Raw genomic sequence first — 17,946 nt, 5'->3', positions numbered from 1 at the left:
AATTTTATTGTATAGTTATCCATCGGTTAAACAATAGAAGTTAAATACTAGAAAATAGAAATAATCATATTTTTATTATGTGAATACTGACAATTGGTTTCTATTTTGAGAATCAGAAAAAGACTTTACTTTTTCTCCCATTATCTAGAAATATTTTTATTGTTCATTGTATACCCAGTTAATAATGACTATTTAGGGACAATAAATTATCTCTATTTCAAGAATATACAAGATTATAGTTCCCATAAAATTAGTGATTACAACAGTTTTAGTAATAAAGAATAAATACCTATGATATCTTCATACTGGCTTGCTGAATAGGAATAGTAATCAAAAATTGCGCTCCCTCTCCCATAGATGATTTTACTTCTAAAGTACCTCTATGTTTTTCTACTATAATTTCATGAACGATTGCTAATCCAAAGCCTGTCCCTTTTCCTAATGGCTTAGTAGTGAAAAATTGGTCAAACATTCTTTCTTGAACTTCTTGAGAAATTCCTATACCATTATCACTAATTGTAATAGATATAGATGTTTGATCATCTGTAACGGCTGTACAAATCTCAATTTTGGGTGTATCAGATATTTTGCCAATTAATGATTCTTCTATAGCATCAATAGCGTTAGCAAGAAGATTCATAAATACTTGGTTTAGTTGACCTGCATAGCACTCTACTAAAGGTAATTCACCATAATTTTTAACTATATTAATTTCTGCACTTGTTGATGTAGATTTAATTCGATTACTTAATATAATTAATGTGCTATCAATACCTTCATGGATGTTAAATAATTGAAATTGTGTATCATCTAAGCGTGAGAATAAACGGAGCGATCGCACAATTTTTTCAACCCGTTCAGTCCCTATTCTCATGGAAGATAATAGCTGGGGTAGGTCTTGTTTAATAAAATCTAGATCAATCTCATTGATATAAGTTTGAATCGCTGGAATTGAATTTTTGGTATGTTTTTCGTATAAATTTAATAATTCTAATAGGTCTGCAATATAATTTTGAGCATGAATTAAATTACCGGAAATAAAATTGATTGGATTATTAATTTCATGAGCAATCCCTGATATTAGCTGTCCCAAGGTAGACATTTTTTCTTCCTGTGCTAATTTTAGTTGAGTGCGGCGTAATTCCAAATGAATATTAATTCTCGCTAATACTTCCTCATATTCAATGGGTTTAGTAATATAATCTACCGCTCCCAGTTTTAATCCCTTTACTTTGTCAATTAAGTCAGAACGAGCCGTCATAAAAATTACTGGGATATTTTTAGTTATCGGATTTTCCTTGAGTTGATAGCAAGTTTCAAAACCATCCATTTCTGGCATCATTACATCTAATAAAATCAAATTAGGTAATGTTTCTTCCGCTTTTTTTAAGGCACTTTTGCCACTTTTAGCAACAGAAACTTTAAATCCTGCTTGATTGAGAATTACAAATAAAACTTTGATATTTGTAGGTATATCATCTACAATTAAAATTGAGTTTTTAAGAGAATCGCTCATCTAAATGTTCCTCTAAAAGTATCCAGATATCATCTTTATTTATGCCCGAATTAATTTTTTGGAAATAATTAACAATCTAAATAAGGCTGAATCATTTCGACAATTACCTCATCGTCAAACTCTTCTAGTAATTGTAAAACTTGCCTAGAAAATTGGTTATATTTTTCATCTAATTTTTGAATGCGGCTTATTTCTTCTTGAATATCAACAATATAACCAGCTTTAGAAGCTTGATATAATTTTATCAATTCTACTGAAGGGGGAAAGATTATTTCCCTATTATCCTCATGAGCTTCCTGATTATATCCAATCATATTTTCCTTCACTATGGATAAATCTGATATTATTCCAATATTAACCACTGGTAAGTCTAAGTCAAACCAAAATTTACTCCCATGATTATAAATACTCTCAACCTTAATTTCACCACCCATCATTTCTACAATTTGGTAACTGATAGCTAGTCCTAAACCTGTACCTTCTGATTTTTTTAAAGTATTTCCTACCTGCTCAAAAGGCAAAAATATTGTTTTTAGTTGTTCATTCGTCATTCCAATACCTGTATCTATAATTTGGAATCTAATTGTAGATACAGGTAATTGCTGATTTGTTTTATAATTATCAATTACTTCCACCAAAAAAATTACTGTGCCATGTTGTGTAAACTTAATAGCATTTCCTAAAAGGTTAATTAGAACTTGACGTAGGCGTTTCTCGTCAGTTTGAATGGTAGTTGGTAAATGATGATCTACTTGATAAATAAAGTCGATAAATTTTTGTTCTGCTTTAACTCGGCAGATATGAAAAACTCCTAATAAAAATTTTTTGAAATCAAAAAATTCGGGATAAAGATCCATTTTTTTTGATTCAATTTTAGCAATATCTAAAATATCATTAATTAAATTCAATAGATGAAATCCACAATCATAAATAATATTAACCCCCTCCATTTGTTCATCACTGATATTTGGATCAAATTGGAGAATTTGTGCATAGCCAAGAATACCATTCAATGGTGTACGAAGTTCATGGCTGATATTAGCTAAAAATTCACTTTTGGCATGGTTAGCAGCATCAGCGACTTCTTTAGCTGCTGTAATTTCTGCTGTTCTTTGGGCAACGCGTTGTTCTAACTCTTGATTAGTGATTTCTAAAAATGTAAAAGATTGGCGTAGTTGATCTGCCATTTGATTAAAAGATTGAGCAAGAATACTCAGTTCATGAATGCTAAAAATCGCTACTGTTTGCTCAAGTTCTCCAGATGCGATGGCGTTCCGTCCACTGTAGGCGATCGCACTACTAGCTTTAGTTAACTTTAAAATAGGATTGGTTATCCAACGAGAAGTGTATATACCCAGTGCAGTAGCTAGAATTAACGCCCCTAAACACAACAAAATAGTTGTACGAGTATTGGTACTAATTTGCGCCATAAACTCACTTTCAGGGACAACTACCACCACCACCCAATCTAAACCCAATGGATCATGCCAAGGAGTAATTTGCACAAAATGATTCTCATCTTGTATTTTTATTACAGCTTGTTGATTAGATTTAATATTTATAATTTTCCCGAAATTATGCTGTAGATATTTTGTTGTACTTTGAATTAAAGTATTTTTACTATTTAATGCTGATAGTCTTTGTGCTTTACCATTTACCACCTTAAATGGTAAGTCATCTGCCGAAGTAGCTACTATTAATCCAGAGCGTTCTAAGATGAATATTTTACCGGTTTTACCGATTTTTAAATCAGCTAAAAAATTACTAATTTGTGACAATATCAAATCTACACTAAGCACACCAGTAAATTTATGCTGCTTCTGATTCAGAGGATAACTAGAAGATATCGACAGAATTTCTGGTTTATCTTCCCATTGATATATTTGACTCCATACAGGTCTATTTACCTTAACTGCATCTTTATACCAAGCTTCTAACCGAGGATCGTAATCTTTAATTGCTATTAATTGTCGCCGATTTACTTGACTATCAATTGTATAAACATAAAGTTTACCAATTCCCTTGTTTTGGGAAACTTCATTAATTAATAGCTGACCATTATCTAATCGTTCAACGCCAATAAATTCACCTTTGGAATTAGCAAAACTAATATAACCTACATTAAATACTTGCATCTGCTTTGCAAAATAACGGCCTGTAGCTTGGAAATCGCTTAAATTCAGCATCCCCATTTCTACCGCATCTAAATTAATTTTATTAAGCTGATCAGGCGTTGTGAGGTAAGTATCTAGGTGCTGATCAACTACTAGATTTACCTGAATCATCAGTTGATTAGCAAGTTCATTTACTGCCTTTTGTCCATTTCTAAAAGAGAGATATCCCACAAGTCCTACTGTGGCGAAAATTTGCATAATAAAAGGGACAATTAAGATGAAGCGTAGAGGCAACTTTTGAGAACGTCGAACACCAAGATGCGTCATTGTTGTTAATTCTGCATAGCTGGGAAATCTGAGTATAAATCTCTGGCATTATTTTTCCCATTATCCTAGGATCAATATCATGAGATACATTGCTAAGTTGGGGTAGCTCTTCGCAGGCATTACTCTACTAGTTTATTTAGCTAGATTGAGTATATATTAAGATAATAAGCAGTTGGTAATGTTATATCTGCTTGATCGCCACTTGAACTCACCTACATACAAAATAAGCCCGCTTAGGCGGACTATAATAAATATATATTTACCTCATTTTTTTGACACTCTCACCGTCACACTCAAAGTTTGATGGAAGATCATTACTTGATTGGGTTTGTCTAGCATTGAGTTATCTCTTGCTACTTGATTTTCTGTTTAATAAAAGTTACTACCTGAGTTAACTGTTTTTTCAAGCCATCAATCTCTGCTTGCATTTTGGCAATTTTCTCATTCAGTAGTTGAATTTCAGCCGCAGAAGTAGCTTCAGCATTTGCAACTGTCGCAGTTTTGGGAACACTAACGGTTGCTACAGCACCATTTGTGACAGTAGCAGTAGTTGCTGTCACATTTTTTACGCTGGTTACTGCTACTGGCAAAGGTTCTGGGCGTGGTAGTTTAGCCTTAGTCATTGCTGACTTAATAGCACCAATTAACTGCTTTTGGTCAAAAGGCTTACCCAAAAATTCAAAATACTCAAAAGGTTCGGTCATTTTCTCTGTAACCTCTTCCTTTCGACCAGACATAATGACTAAAGGAATCTTTCTTAAATCAGGGTGAGCTTGAACTTGCTGGAAAACCTCCCAACCACTCATTTTGGGTAGTAAAAAATCCAACATAATCAAGCTGAGTTTCTCTTGACGGATGAAATTTAGTCCTTCCAAACCGTCTTTTGCTTCCAATACCTCAAAATTGCCAGGAGGTAGCATTTCTTTTACTTTTACCCTGACAACGGTAGTGTCATCGATAACTAGAATTTTGTTACTTGCCACGACTGATTGCTCTAAAAGAATATTTAAGTTTCAATAACGGCTACGCCGATTGACTGTGAGAATGCTCCCACTATACTCAACATTGTTATTGATTAGGGGATAGTATATTTCGGTATAAATCTCGTTGCAGCTCGTGTTTTACCAAACCTCTACTTGCGTAGGGGAAATTTTGTGTCATCGTAAAATTTGAGGCTTGATCCTCAAAGCCCTCAAATTCCTGACTCTCTACTCCCTACTCCCCTATTTTGAATTGATTATGACTTCCTCTCAATCAGCCGAAATCAGAGCAGAAATTGCAGCTATGCCTAGCTGGTTACGCCGTTCTATTGGCAAAGCCAGTGAACTCTCCACAGTACAACGCATTATTAAGCAACGCCAAATTCATACTATTTGTGAAGAAGGGCGTTGTCCCAATCGAGGGGAATGCTACGCGCAAAAAACAGCTACGTTTTTATTAATGGGGCCAACTTGCACCCGTGCTTGCGCTTTTTGTCAAGTAGATAAAGGTCATGCACCCATGCCTATTGATCCAGAGGAAGCGCAAAAGGTAGCAGAGTCTGTGCAGCTTTTAGGATTGCGTTATGTAGTTCTAACTTCTGTAGCTCGCGATGACTTGCCAGATCAAGGTGCAAGTCACTTTTTCAGCACAATGACAGCTATTCGCCAACTTAATCCAGATACGCAAATTGAAGTTTTGACACCCGATTTTTGGGGTGGTGTAGGTGCAGGCGAAGTAGCTCAACGCCAGCGTCTAGACATGATTGCGCAAGCCCAGCCAGCTTGTTTTAACCACAACATTGAGACAGTGCGACGGTTAACAGGGCCAGTCCGCCGGGGTGCTAAGTACGATCGCTCTTTGCGGGTATTGGCTATAGTTAAAGAACTCGATTCTACTATTCCCACCAAATCAGGGTTAATGCTGGGACATGGTGAGACTGTGGAGGAAGTGATCACAGCGATGAGAGACTTAAGAGTAGTAGGGTGCGATCGCATAACTATTGGTCAGTATATGCGCCCCTCTTTAGAACATCTACCAGTCCAAAAATACTGGACACCAGAGGAATTTGAGCAACTCGGTAAACTAGCCCAAGATATGGGATTTAGTCATGTACGTTCTGCCCCTCTGGTTCGCAGTTCCTATCATGCAGGGGAGTAGGAAACAGGGGACTGGGGACAGTTAGAGTTATCCAATGCCCCATGCCCCAAAGTAAAATCGCAACCTTTATTGACCAACTAATGCTGGCTCTAGGATTGATGCTGCTGAAATTTGGGTATATAGTTCACTCAAATTATCTGCCACACCACCCCAACTAAACTTAGATTCAATGTGTCTTCTAGCGGCTAGACCTAATTCATTTCGCCATCTTGGATTCATCAGAATTCGGTCAATCGCAACTGAAAAAGCTGCTACATCTTTTGGTGGTACTAATAAACCAGTTTTTTCTGTAACTACTGTAAATTGAAGACCACCAACATCACTAGCGATAACTGGTGTACCACTGGACATCGCTTCAATTGCTACTAGTCCAAATGGTTCATAATGGCTGGGAACGACACATACATCGGCCGCCGCGTAGTAAGTCGGTAAAATTTCTTGCCCAAGACGACCGGGAAGAGTTGTAAAGTCACTCATGCCTAATTCTTGCACAATGCTTTCAATGCGATCGCGCTCTCTACCATCGCTAGCACCTGGGGTACTACCACCACCAATAATGAGTTTGAGTTTGCCAGAGTTGCGTAACTGAGACTCGTTAACTGCACGGACTAAGGTTTCTATACCTTTGCGAGAATCAAAACGCCCTACATACAATACGACTTTTGCGTCTTGTGCAATTCCTAATTTTGCTCTAGCAGATGCTCTGTCTATCGAGCCAAATTGCTGGATATCTGTACCACAAGGAATAACGTCAATATAACCTTTTGTGGAAACTAGCGATCGCATATGTTGCTGTTCTTGAGGGCTAGTAGCAACTATTCTTTCTGCTGTTTCCAAAACTTGTTTTTCTACTGCTAAACGTTTAGTCGCAATTAAAGGAATCGTATCTACACTTTTATATTTGACTGCTCCTAAAGAGTGGTATGTGTGAACTTGCTTACTACCTTGGAGAGCTTTTAATTGCATCCCTACCCAACTAGAAAGCCAATAGTTTGTGTGTATAACTGGATATTTAATGTGAGTTTCTCGTTGAAATTGTAGTAATTGTTGGACAAATTCTGGTAAATATTTAAAACCATGATCTCGTGGGACAAATTCCACCGGCCCGGCCGTTAAGCGAATTGTTCGACAGAGTGGAGTATGTTGAACAATTGTCTCTTGTTCAGGACTGACTCTGCGGCTAAACATATCAACTTGCCATCCCAATTCAGCTAGGGATTTACCTACTTCACGCACATAAACATTTTGCCCGCCGGCTTCCTCTTTGCCAATTTCGATCGCTGGATCTCCGTGGACAGAAATTAAAGCTATACGCTTTTCAGTGGTAGAGTTCATAGTTTGTGTGTTGCTGATGTGAATAAAGTTGTGGGCTATTTCGAGATTACTTACAGTGCATTTACTTGAAATTATGTAGGAACATTGAGTAATCTTTATTTTAATTTAATATGTCAAATCTTTTTGTCTATCTATTGCCAGGATGATACTTTTTTTTTCTACCTTTATTGTTATATTTAAATTGTTTATACCTAATTAGCTATACGGAAATCTCATACTTGTGATAGATGAACCTCTATCTATTTACCGATAAATATGCAGATATAAACTTCTTATAAATATTAATAAATCAGGTTTTTACTTAAAACACTGTTTTCATCTCAATAGATGTACTATTTTTAGTAATTATTATTAAATCTTACTACCGTATTTTTACTTATTTTTTAGCCTAAATTATTCAGAATTAATCAAATAAATCCCTAAATATGCTAAGTTATCAGGGTTAATACTGAATAATAGTTTTACTTAAAATAGTGTCTGATATTACTAATATCAAAATAACTTTTTGTAGCTTATAATACAGATTTTTTAAAATTTTCTTAGCTACATTTTTTGTGTTTAATTACAAAAAGGGTATAGGGGTGTAAGAGACTTTTAAATTCATTTGAATTTTGAATGATTTCTTGAGAGCCTCCCACTAGTGCAGTTACTTACTAGCAAAAAATGAAAGAAACTCAACCTCTTTCCTATCCCTTGTCATCGTTCGGCTAAAGCGACTCGACTGAGTTTCCCTGCGGGACGCCATGCGAACGCGGAACGTCTTATGGTGTTCTATCCGTTAGAGACAGAGGCTACGCCGACGTATAGCGTTCCGCAGGGAATCTGTCTTTTCCCTGTCATCTGTATATATGAGATTAAATTCAAAACGGGAAACCCCTCCAGCCTTAATTCAACACCTGATAAGACTGAAGGGGTTATTAATCACAAATTGGACTTCTTTTTGAGAAAGAAAGTACCAAAAAGCTGTAATGAGATTGGATTCCAGTCGAGGAGTTGTTCCTTGCCCTCACTCTGGTGATGATGACTCTGGAAGATTCAGAAAAGTTTGATGAGTTAACTAAACTAAGTACGATGGGCTGCGCCCAACCATAGGTCATCGCAATTTTTGGTAGAACGAGCTATGCAGGTAATTAGTCTAGACAAATTAAGCCAATCAACACATTTTATCCTACAACAGCGATCGCACTCACAATCGTAGCTATAATCAACCCACAGTTGAGCGATGACGGAAACGTTAGCGATTAAAAATTAAAAATCAAAAAAATCTGACTTTTAATTTTTAATCATTCACTCCTTTCACCTAGTTTGTGGTTTGAGCAGCCAGCATTTGCTTGAGCTTTTCTAATTCAGAAGCCCAACGTGGATCGGGACGAACTGCATCTGAATCAGATGTAGTTGTACTGGTTTCACGTCCACCACCACCGCGACGAGACTTTTTAGCACCTTTATCACGGCGACTACCTTCTTTGTTGGCTCTAGGAGTGGGGGTAGCACTAGCAGCTGGTGTTGGTGCTGCTTGTTCTTCTCCTTCCTCACCTTTTGTCCGAGGTAAAGCCTTCTCTAACTTGATGGGTGTTTCTTTGAACATCTGACCGTTATACTTTTCTATAATTTGGTCAGCTTGTTCATCATTATTGACTGTTAGAAAACCAAAACCCCGGCATTTGCCAGTTTTACGGTCTTTGATTAACTTAGTAGTGACAGCATCGCCTTCTGCTGCAAAAACTGCTTGCAGTTCTTGACGATCTATTTCTTCTTTTGGCAAATTGCCTATATATAGGCGAACGGACATGAACTATACCTCCAGAGTTGAATGAACATGGCAAGGCAAGAAAACAATTGCTTGGCATTGGCTTTTAAATGCTATTGACCAAGACTGCCATAAACCAATTTTTTTACTCCAAACTGTCAATCTATACAATACAGTTTTTTGTTGGGATCAAGCTTATTGAATCCAAAAGCGCATACAACGCTCTGTTAGTACCACCTTAATTCTAAAAGTTGTAAATTTGTTTTTAACTGTCTCTTGCCTTCAGCATTTTTTTTTGTTTCAATGCCTTCGCCCGCAGAATTAAATACCATCCCTTACATTACCACGGTATTTTCTACGTAGCTAGTTCAGCATATACTTTTTTTGCAATAGAGTTACTGTATCGTAGCATAAAATACATATTTTCTCAAGAACGAATATTGAATAGTAGGAAACAAAAACCAGCCATTGGCTGGTTGGTTCCCTGCTGTGTTGGGAGGATAAACATCAATAGATTGGCGCAGGCAGCTAACGGTAGTTACCAAGCTGGAACGCTAAGTTATTTCAGTTATCAATGATTTTGTAAACAAATGTAACACTCCAAAAGAAAATTTGCAATATTTATTTACATTTGATGATTGGGCATTGGTCAACCCCTACCCTGCGGGACACTTTGTGAATAATGTATAATCTTTGAGATGTTTCGCTTCGCTCAACATGACAACTTCAGCATTTATGCAAGAGGTCTAGTGAAACAAATCCAAAATTCGTTGACTTTTGCGTAGCAGGGTTAGCCGGTGAGAAAAATATAAGCCCCCCAAGCCTGGGCTACAACCGCTATAACTGTAGACCAGATGGGATGAGGACTATTGAGGGTTTTACCATTTTGAGTTTGCAGGGTTTGGATATCTACCCAGGGTGTTGCACCTCGACGAAACCAGCCTGTAACTATCACTTGCCGACCAATTAATTCTTGATGATAAATTGGTTGTCCTAACCAGGAAACATGGTGTAGTTTCACTAAACCTGTGCTGGACTGTAAGATTAAGTCCTGTGCTAAAGCATTACTAATGCCGGGACGACCTAATAACTTACCAACAAAACGCACCTTGACGCTATCGATGGGGATGCTGGAGGGGTTGGCTAACAGGTAAGGTAACTGTTCATCAGTGTGGACGCTATTAGCTTTAATGTCTGGAAAAAAGGAGTTCATCCTAATTACCATACCAATGCTAAAGCAGATGAGTAGGCAACCGATCACGAATGACCAATCTTCGTAAATCCACTTGAGATTTAAAAACTTGAGTGCGAAAGCAGTTTGCCAAGATGACCAAATCAAACCCGCAAACAAAAAACCTAGGGGAATCCCTAGGAATGGCGCAATTTGCAACAAGAAAGATTGACGGGTAACGGTCAATGCTTGCTGACTGAGTGATTGCTGGCTAGCTAGATGTAATTCGGGGTCTATATGCCAGTACCGTGCTATTTGACATAGACGTTCGATGCGATCGCCTATTAACGGATGCGTGTTATTCAGAGTCAACCAACGCCGATAGGGATTAGTATTATCCCACATCAACATTGATTCAAAGTTGAGATGACCTGCAATGCTACCCAAAGTAATACTTTGTTGATAACTAACTGGCAATAATATATTTAAGCTTTCTAACTGCCAACTCGTGGATTCTGTTTTTTGGATATCAGCAGCAATGCCAATGGTAATTTTGAGTAAGGCACGAATCAAACCATTGGGATTACCGGTGATTTCGGCGGCGAGGCGATCGCTATGATAAGGGCGCAAACGCGAATATAGCAATGCCGTCCCAGTCAGCACACACCATAAACCATAGATGAGACTAGAGACGATACTAAATGGCCAATGCCATACACCCTTAGCTGATGTATTCCCCCAGACAGCAACTTGCTGGTAGAGTTTGTAAATTGGTAGCGTCAGCAACAGCATTAAAGACATGAGAACAAAATCTTTGTAAGTGATTTGTCCTAGTTGCGTTGCATAGATGGTAGCAATTTCATCATCAGCTAATTGATCTAACAGACCTTGACTAACTACAATTCGCGCATTTCTGGGTAAATTGCCATAAGTGAGAGCTATGGGTGCAGATGTTGGTAAAATTCGTAGTTGGGGGGATGGCCAGTGACGCTGTTGGCAGTAGCGATGCAATACACGGGGCGTTTCTCGACTATGGTTGTGTAGAATATCTTTTGATAACTCACGCTGACCGTAAAACTCTCCTAAAAACCAATCTAATAACCAAGGCGAGAGGGCGATCGCTACGAACAAAACACTAATTAAGACTGGGGTAGGATCACGATAGAGCAACTGTAATGGCTCTAAATAAGGCAGTTTAACTAAAGTCCAGTTAATTGTACCCGTTGCAAACTTAAACAGTTCTCGCAACACCCAAAACAGTGCCATGAATGTGCCTGCTGCTAGGAGTCGCAAGGGTATTAAGCTTGGTTTTTGTAAAGGTTGCCAGACTTTGGCGCGTTTTGCTTGTCGCCAATAAATACCAAATTCTTTAGTTTTGGCGTAACCTGTCGTGTCAATTAAAGGGTTGCTGGCTAAATTTTGTCTGTCAATAAATGTATTTTGAAAACCCACAGACGGCAAAGCAGATGAATAGCTAGTTTTGGCTGGAGCTGGCTGCTGCTTTGATGTCTGATTAACCTGGGTATTGTCTGATTTTTTGCGCTTTGTTTTGCTTTTTGTGAGGTGTACAAGAGCCGTTTTTGCCCATTCTTTCACCTTGGGGTTTTGACTGTCAGTGAGGGACTGACACAGAGCGATCGCCTTGCGAACTTCACCACAGCGTGCATAGGCCATGACTAAGCCTACCCTAGCTTGCAGTCTAGCAGTTTCATTGCCCTGATGACTTGCTAAAGGTTCTAGTTGAGCGATCGCTGCTTGATAACTTCCTTGTTTGAGGGCAACTAAACCAGCCTCCAAAGACGATTTAGCGTGTGAAGGCATAGAAATTTTGACACTCCATCTGTGTGATTTGCTCCACGGTTATAGCAAAGCGCGAATCAACAGATGCCGTGTACATCAAACCAGTGGTTTCTATCAGAAGGCAGAAGGCTAATGTTTCTACTACTCAGCACTCAGCACTCACTTACTCTTCTACTGCTTTTTGACTAGAAAACACTGGGGCGATCGCGCTGAGTTTCAACTCTGGATGATCTCCCTGTAACTGTTGACAGTTCCATTCATTGCGGAACAGTAAAACTGGGCGACCCATGCTGTCTTTGACTGTGGTGGTGTTGAATATACGTCCCACCTTATTCAAAGCTTCCCAGCCACCGTCTACCCAACGGGCGACGCTGTAGGGTAGTAGTTCCAGCAGGGTTTCTACACCATACTCGTTTTGTAAGCGAAACTGCACCACCTCGAACTGTAACTGCCCCACGGCTGCCATAATGGGGTCACGTTTAGCTTCATCATTTGAATACATGATTTGTACTGCACCCTCTTCCCGCAATTCGGAGATGCCCTTTTGGAATTGCTTAAATTTCGAGGGGTTGGGATTGCGAAGAGACGCAAAAAGTTCTGGTGAAAAATACGGAATTCCTTCATATTCCAGCTTTTGCCCCGTATAAATTGTATCGCCGATCGCAAAAACACCTGGATTATTTAAACCGATTACATCACCTGGATAAGCCGTATCAATGGATTCGCGTTCTTGAGCAAAGAGTTTTTGCGGTCTTGATAACCTGACAACTTTGCCAGTGCGAGCATGATTCACTGTCATATCTTTTTCAAACTTACCAGTGCAGACCCGGATGAAAGCAACGCGATCGCGATGTTTTGGATCCATGTTGGCTTGCAGTTTGAAAACGAACCCTGAAAATTCTGGATAAGTGGGGGGTACTTCGCCGAGGCTACTTGTATGGACACCTGGTTTAAGCGCGTAGTCGAGGAAGTTCTTTAGAAATAACTCTACCCCAAAGTTTGTCATTGCGCTACCAAAGAAAACTGGGGTCATTTTTCCTTGATGGATCAAATCCAAATCTAGCTCTGGGCCTACCCCTTCTAAAAGTTCTAAATCATTTTTGAGTTGGTAGTACAAATCCTGTTCCAGTAGTTCCTCAACTTTGGGGTCGCCCAAGTCTACAGTAGTATCGCGGGCTTCTTTACTGCCGTGTGCGCTGCGTTCAAATAGGTGAATTTGTTGCTGATGTCTGTCAAAAACACCTTTAAAGCGATCGCCCATCCCAATCGGCCAGTTGACTGCATAAGTTTGCAAACCCAACTCTTGCTCAATTTCATCCAACAGTTCCAGTGGTTCTCTACCCGGACGATCCAACTTGTTAATAAATGTAAAGATTGGTAAACCTCGCAGTTTACAAACCTCAAATAATTTCCGTGTTTGGGGTTCAAGACCTTTAGCGACATCAATTAGCATCACAGCATTATCAGCCGCCGCGAGAGTCCGATAAGTATCTTCACTGAAATCTTGGTGTCCTGGTGTATCAAGTAAATTAATTTGGCAGTCTTTGTATTCAAACTGCAATACTGTAGAGGTAATAGAAATACCCCGTTGTTGCTCCATTGCCATCCAGTCTGAAGTTGCCTTACGTTGCGCCCGACGAGCCTTAACAGCACCCGCCTCGTGAATTGCGCCCCCGTACAGTAGTAGCTTTTCCGTCAGAGTAGTTTTACCAGCATCCGGGTGAGAGATAATCGCAAAATTACGGCGAAGTTCAACTGCTTGACTAAGTTCCGTCTGAAGTTCAGTTGACATAATATTTTATTGAGTTCCTTGTTACGTTACTTAACTTAATTTTTTCTACTTTAGCGAGTCTCTTCATCTTAAAACAACGAAGCTCATCACAAATAATGCAAAATTTAAAAGTATTCATGCAACCGTAACATTCCAATTACCGACACAAACTCACAAAAAACTCTCAGCGCACCTTTGCGATTACCTCCGCGCCACTTTGCGTTTTAATTTACAATAACCGCAGGACAAACTTTTAATAAAAATTATCATAAAACTTCCCAAAAAATTGAGAATTTATAAATAGTAAAATTGAACGTTAATTCATATTTTCAACGACTTTAATTCATTAACAAGGCAAAATCAGAGATTTGTTTATCTTCATGCAGGAAACAGACATCTACCACATTAGATTTTAGATGCTCAATCCAAAATGCCTCCTGCCTCCTGTAGAATACAAAATTGCCCCACAGCTTGATCAGGAGTAGGGCAAAGGACAGTTAAGCACTGTCTGTAGTCTGTCTGACAATAACAGAGTTTTGTCTGACTTTTGTGACGGTTTATCTTGTGTCCATTATATTCCTACTTTTTCACAGAAATTTATGTTTCCCACCCATCGCCCCCGCCGTCTGCGTACCCATCCCCAACTGCGCCGGATGGTACGAGAAACCGTAATCACCACAAATGATTTAATCTACCCCTTATTTGCTGTACCAGGCCAGAGCATTGCCAAAGAAGTCAAATCAATGCCTGGAGTTTACCAACTTTCCGTAGATAAGATTGTCGAAGAAGCTAAAGAAGTTTATGACCTAGGAATTCCCGCTATTATTTTATTTGGTATTCCTGCCGACAAAGACACAGATGCAACCGGTGCTTGGCATGATTGCGGCATTGTCCAGAAAGCAGCGACAGCAGTAAAATCAGCAGTACCGAATTTGATTGTCATTGCCGACACTTGTTTGTGTGAATACACCAGTCATGGACACTGCGGTTATCTGCAAGTCGGAGACTTGACAGGAAGAGTTCTCAACGACCCCACTTTAGAACTACTGAAAAAGACAGCCGTTTCCCAAGCTCAAGCCGGTGCTGACATTATTGCGCCTTCCGGCATGATGGATGGCTTTGTCCAAGCAATTCGTGTTGCTTTAGATGAAGCAGGATTCCAAGACACCCCCATTTTGTCCTATGCTGCTAAGTATGCTTCGGCTTATTATGGGCCATTTAGAGATGCAGCCGATTCAACACCCCAATTTGGCGACAGAAGAACCTACCAAATGGACCCCAGTAACGCGCGTGAAGCGATTAAAGAAATTGAGCTAGACATTGCCGAAGGTGCGGATATGCTCATGGTCAAACCAGCCTTAGCATACATGGATATCATCTGGCGTGTGAAAGAAGCCTGTAACTTACCTGTGGCTGCTTACAACGTTTCGGGTGAATATTCAATGGTCAAAGCTGCGGCTTTGAATGGTTGGATAGATGAACAGCGCGTAGTCATGGAAACCTTAACCAGTTTCAAACGTGCTGGCGCAGACTTGATATTAACCTACCACGCCAAAGATGCAGCTAGATGGTTGCGGTAAGTTACGATTTTCCGCTTGTGAGAGACGTTGTAATACAGCGTCTCTTAGTACAATTCGTAATTCGTAATTCGTAATTCGTAATTAAGTAGAACAGGGTAAATGATTAAAGGTTTGTAGTGAGAACTTTAGTTCTCTCTGCGAGACGCTCCGCGTTCGCGCAGCGTCCCGCAGGGAACAAAAAAGGACTAAAGTCCTTACTACGAACTCAGTCCTAGTATTTTTGCATTATTTAACATATGGGACTCATATTTGATTTTTAGTTATTGTCTAACTTCCTTAACAATTTGGCTTATTTCTTCAAGTGTTGGTTGATGAGGATCTGAAGCAGCCTCTGCTACTCTTTGCCTTAATTCTTGTAGCGTCAATCGCTTATTTGTCTTCTTGAAAATAATTTCATCTTCTGTAACTGAGACTTCATACGCAGTAAAAGGCTGAAATTCTTTCAAAACTTCTGGAGGAATTTCTAGTTTTCTGTCTGCCGTTACTTTGGCAATAATACCTTTATTCATAATTTGAATATTTCAGTTAATTGGTGTTTGAAAACCAACGCGTAGGGTGTGTTAGCGACAGCGTAACGCACCTCCTAAAGCTACTGGCTACTGGCTAAAATTTTGTTTGCAAAAAAACGTTTGGTTGCGCTGCGCTTAAACCAACCTACATCTGATAACTTATAACCTGTTGTATTTTACTTAACTCAAGCCAAGCTACTATGCTGAAAAATAACAACTGAGAAAATCTTGTGGTGTCATAATTTTAATTCCATTAAATTCTATTAACACCAATAAATCTAAATCACCAGTAATAATTACCTCAGCTTGTGCAGCTACAGCCGCAGCTAAAACTATAGTATCCTTTTGGTCACGTAATTGAGAAGCTTCTACAGAAATAGTTGGACAGTAGTTACATAAACCCTGAGCTACAGATATTAAATCAGCAAACGTATAATCTCTTTGTGTTAGTCTTACTTGAAATTTATCCCGTTTTAAAGTCGTTTCTAGTTCTAATAATAACGGTTCAGAAATAAATATATTTATTTGTTCATTTCTAGCTAAACGTAGTATTTTTCCAGGAACACCCCCCCACAACATGGCTGAAATCCAAATATTAACATCAAGGATAACTTTCATGGATTAGACCATAACTCCCGTCTGACATCCTTAACTATTTGGCTAATTTCTTCCATTGTGGGTTGATTAGGATCAGGTTCTAAAGTTTCTAATTCTTTGAGAAAATCATCTAAATTTACATTTGATTGAGTAATTTTTTCTAAAACAATAGAATTGCCTTGAATAATTATTCGGTATTCATCACCAGGTTGCAGTTGAGATTGAATCTCTGGTGGTAAAGTTATTTGTTTTTCGTCAGTCACTCTAATAATTGGATGTGTCTGCATAATATTTACTATAGGAATGATATTTGATTTGTAAACATATACTTAGAAAGCTTTAGAAGGTGTGTTACTAACACACACTACTAAGAGAGATATTAAATATGCAACTACATGAAATATTTTTTTATTATTACTTGAATTTTATCACGTTTTAAGTTGTTTCTAGCCCCAACACCAACTCTGTAGATTTGAGCAAGTTTAGTTCACCGGAATAACCCTCCTCAATTCCCCCTGTCCCAATTCCTAGTTCCCCCTTGCGCCCTGCCCCCCTGCCTCTTCTAGTCAGTCCCCACCCGAAAAAATCCGTTACCAAAACTGCAACCACGGATGAGTTCGCTAGTGATACCCAGTAGAATCAACATTAAAGTTTCAGCAATATCACTGGCGACAATTAAATATTTTACCAACAGAGGGAATTAATATCGGCAGGATAGGGCTGTAACTAATCACTGATTGAGGCTGTGAGGCTAAAGAATGGAGAGGAGTGTAAAGTCTCAAGGGTTATGTTGGTGCTGGCTAGCAAAAGTCACCCGCCACAGTTTAATTTTCTTGCTGAGTGCTGTTTTGCTATCGGAGTCAGTGGGAGCAACCCAGAGAAATCAAAGGTTACAGATAGCACAGCAACCAGAAAACACACAACAAAATGCAACTCGCGCTGCTGCGGAAAAATTGACACAAGAGGGGGTGCAACTTTTTCAACAAGGCACAGCAGAATCACTGCGACAGGCGAGGGATAAATGGTTGGAAGCCTTAAAACTTTGGCAGCAAGTTGATGATAAAAGACAGCAAGCCTTTACCCTTCTTGGTATTGGCTTCGTCTACGACTCATTAGGAGAAAAGCAAGAGGCACTCAAATACTACAACCAAGCCCTACCTCTATACCGGGCAGTGGAGGACAGGGGAGGGGAAGCCACCACCCTCAACAATATTGGCTCTGTCTACGACTCATTAGGAGAAAAGCAAGAGGCACTCAAATACTACAACCAAGCCCTACCTCTATACCGGGCAGTGGAGGACAGGGGAGGGGAAGCCACCACCCTCAACAATATTGGC

General features: G+C 39.1%; 14 protein-coding genes. 3 read left to right on the top strand and 11 right to left on the bottom strand.

Going from position 1 to position 17,946, the window contains the following annotated elements; all coding sequences use genetic code 11:
* Positions 1-289 precede the first annotated feature (289 nt).
* The 3 genes from ACM0OR_RS21510 to ACM0OR_RS21500 all read right to left on the bottom strand — a co-directional run bounded on the left by ACM0OR_RS21510 (position 290) and on the right by ACM0OR_RS21500 (position 4,940).
* A complete protein-coding gene (locus tag ACM0OR_RS21510) occupies positions 290-1,516 on the bottom strand; it encodes a response regulator (protein ID WP_414578667.1) in 1,227 nt (408 codons plus the stop codon).
* Between the two features lie 68 nt (positions 1,517-1,584).
* Entirely contained in the window at positions 1,585-3,957 is a 2,373-nt protein-coding gene (locus ACM0OR_RS21505; protein ID WP_414578666.1) for a sensor histidine kinase, read from the bottom strand.
* 353 nt (positions 3,958-4,310) lie between these two features.
* Complete coding sequence (locus ACM0OR_RS21500) at positions 4,311-4,940, bottom strand: response regulator (protein WP_414578665.1); 630 nt, start codon at positions 4,938-4,940, stop codon at positions 4,311-4,313.
* A gap of 256 nt (positions 4,941-5,196) precedes the next feature.
* On the opposite strand from ACM0OR_RS21500, the gene lipA reads away from it, so the two are divergent.
* Positions 5,197-6,096 (top strand): lipoyl synthase, encoded by a 900-nt coding sequence (gene lipA / locus ACM0OR_RS21495; protein WP_414578664.1) that lies wholly within the window; start codon positions 5,197-5,199, stop codon positions 6,094-6,096.
* Between the two features lie 66 nt (positions 6,097-6,162).
* Here lipA and ACM0OR_RS21490 read toward each other — a convergent pair whose 3' ends face one another.
* From ACM0OR_RS21490 to prfC, 4 genes are all read right to left on the bottom strand, one after another.
* Positions 6,163-7,431 (bottom strand): glycosyltransferase family 4 protein, encoded by a 1,269-nt coding sequence (locus tag ACM0OR_RS21490; protein WP_414578663.1) that lies wholly within the window; start codon positions 7,429-7,431, stop codon positions 6,163-6,165.
* Between the two features lie 1,300 nt (positions 7,432-8,731).
* A complete protein-coding gene (locus ACM0OR_RS21485; protein ID WP_323265513.1) occupies positions 8,732-9,223 on the bottom strand; it encodes an RNA-binding protein in 492 nt (163 codons plus the stop codon).
* Between the two features lie 748 nt (positions 9,224-9,971).
* Positions 9,972-12,173, bottom strand: coding sequence for a M48 family metalloprotease (locus tag ACM0OR_RS21480; RefSeq protein WP_414578662.1), 2,202 nt, complete (start codon positions 12,171-12,173; stop codon positions 9,972-9,974).
* Between the two features lie 142 nt (positions 12,174-12,315).
* Complete coding sequence (prfC, locus tag ACM0OR_RS21475) at positions 12,316-13,944, bottom strand: peptide chain release factor 3 (protein WP_414578661.1); 1,629 nt, start codon at positions 13,942-13,944, stop codon at positions 12,316-12,318.
* 578 nt (positions 13,945-14,522) lie between these two features.
* Here prfC and hemB point away from each other — a divergent pair.
* Entirely contained in the window at positions 14,523-15,503 is a 981-nt protein-coding gene (gene hemB, locus ACM0OR_RS21470; protein WP_414578660.1) for a porphobilinogen synthase, read from the top strand.
* A 260-nt stretch (positions 15,504-15,763) separates the two neighbouring features.
* Here the strand turns inward: hemB and ACM0OR_RS21465 are convergent, their stop codons facing one another.
* The 4 genes from ACM0OR_RS21465 to ACM0OR_RS21450 all read right to left on the bottom strand — a co-directional run bounded on the left by ACM0OR_RS21465 (position 15,764) and on the right by ACM0OR_RS21450 (position 17,218).
* A complete protein-coding gene (locus tag ACM0OR_RS21465; RefSeq protein WP_414578659.1) occupies positions 15,764-16,012 on the bottom strand; it encodes a hypothetical protein in 249 nt (82 codons plus the stop codon).
* 198 nt (positions 16,013-16,210) lie between these two features.
* Positions 16,211-16,630, bottom strand: a complete 420-nt coding sequence (locus tag ACM0OR_RS21460; RefSeq protein ID WP_414578658.1) for a putative toxin-antitoxin system toxin component, PIN family — start codon at positions 16,628-16,630, stop codon at positions 16,211-16,213.
* On the bottom strand, positions 16,627-16,896 hold the full coding sequence (locus tag ACM0OR_RS21455) for an AbrB/MazE/SpoVT family DNA-binding domain-containing protein (protein ID WP_414578657.1): 270 nt from the start codon (positions 16,894-16,896) through the stop codon (positions 16,627-16,629). The genes ACM0OR_RS21460 and ACM0OR_RS21455 overlap by 4 nt, the downstream gene beginning before the upstream one ends.
* A 148-nt stretch (positions 16,897-17,044) precedes the next feature.
* Positions 17,045-17,218: a hypothetical protein gene (locus tag ACM0OR_RS21450; protein ID WP_414578656.1), complete on the bottom strand. Its 174-nt coding sequence runs from the start codon at positions 17,216-17,218 to the stop codon at positions 17,045-17,047.
* A 149-nt stretch (positions 17,219-17,367) separates the two neighbouring features.
* Between ACM0OR_RS21450 and ACM0OR_RS21445 the strand changes: the two genes are divergently transcribed.
* The coding region (locus ACM0OR_RS21445) for a tetratricopeptide repeat protein (protein ID WP_414578654.1) at positions 17,368-17,946 on the top strand (579 nt) is incomplete at its 3' end.

Source organism: Anabaena sp. CCY 9402-a (assembly GCF_963920945.1).
Classification (GTDB): Bacteria; Cyanobacteriota; Cyanobacteriia; order Cyanobacteriales; family Nostocaceae; genus Trichormus; species Trichormus minutissimus.
The sequence above is the reverse complement of the archived record's forward strand: the minus strand, read 5'-3'. Positions and strand labels throughout refer to the sequence as shown.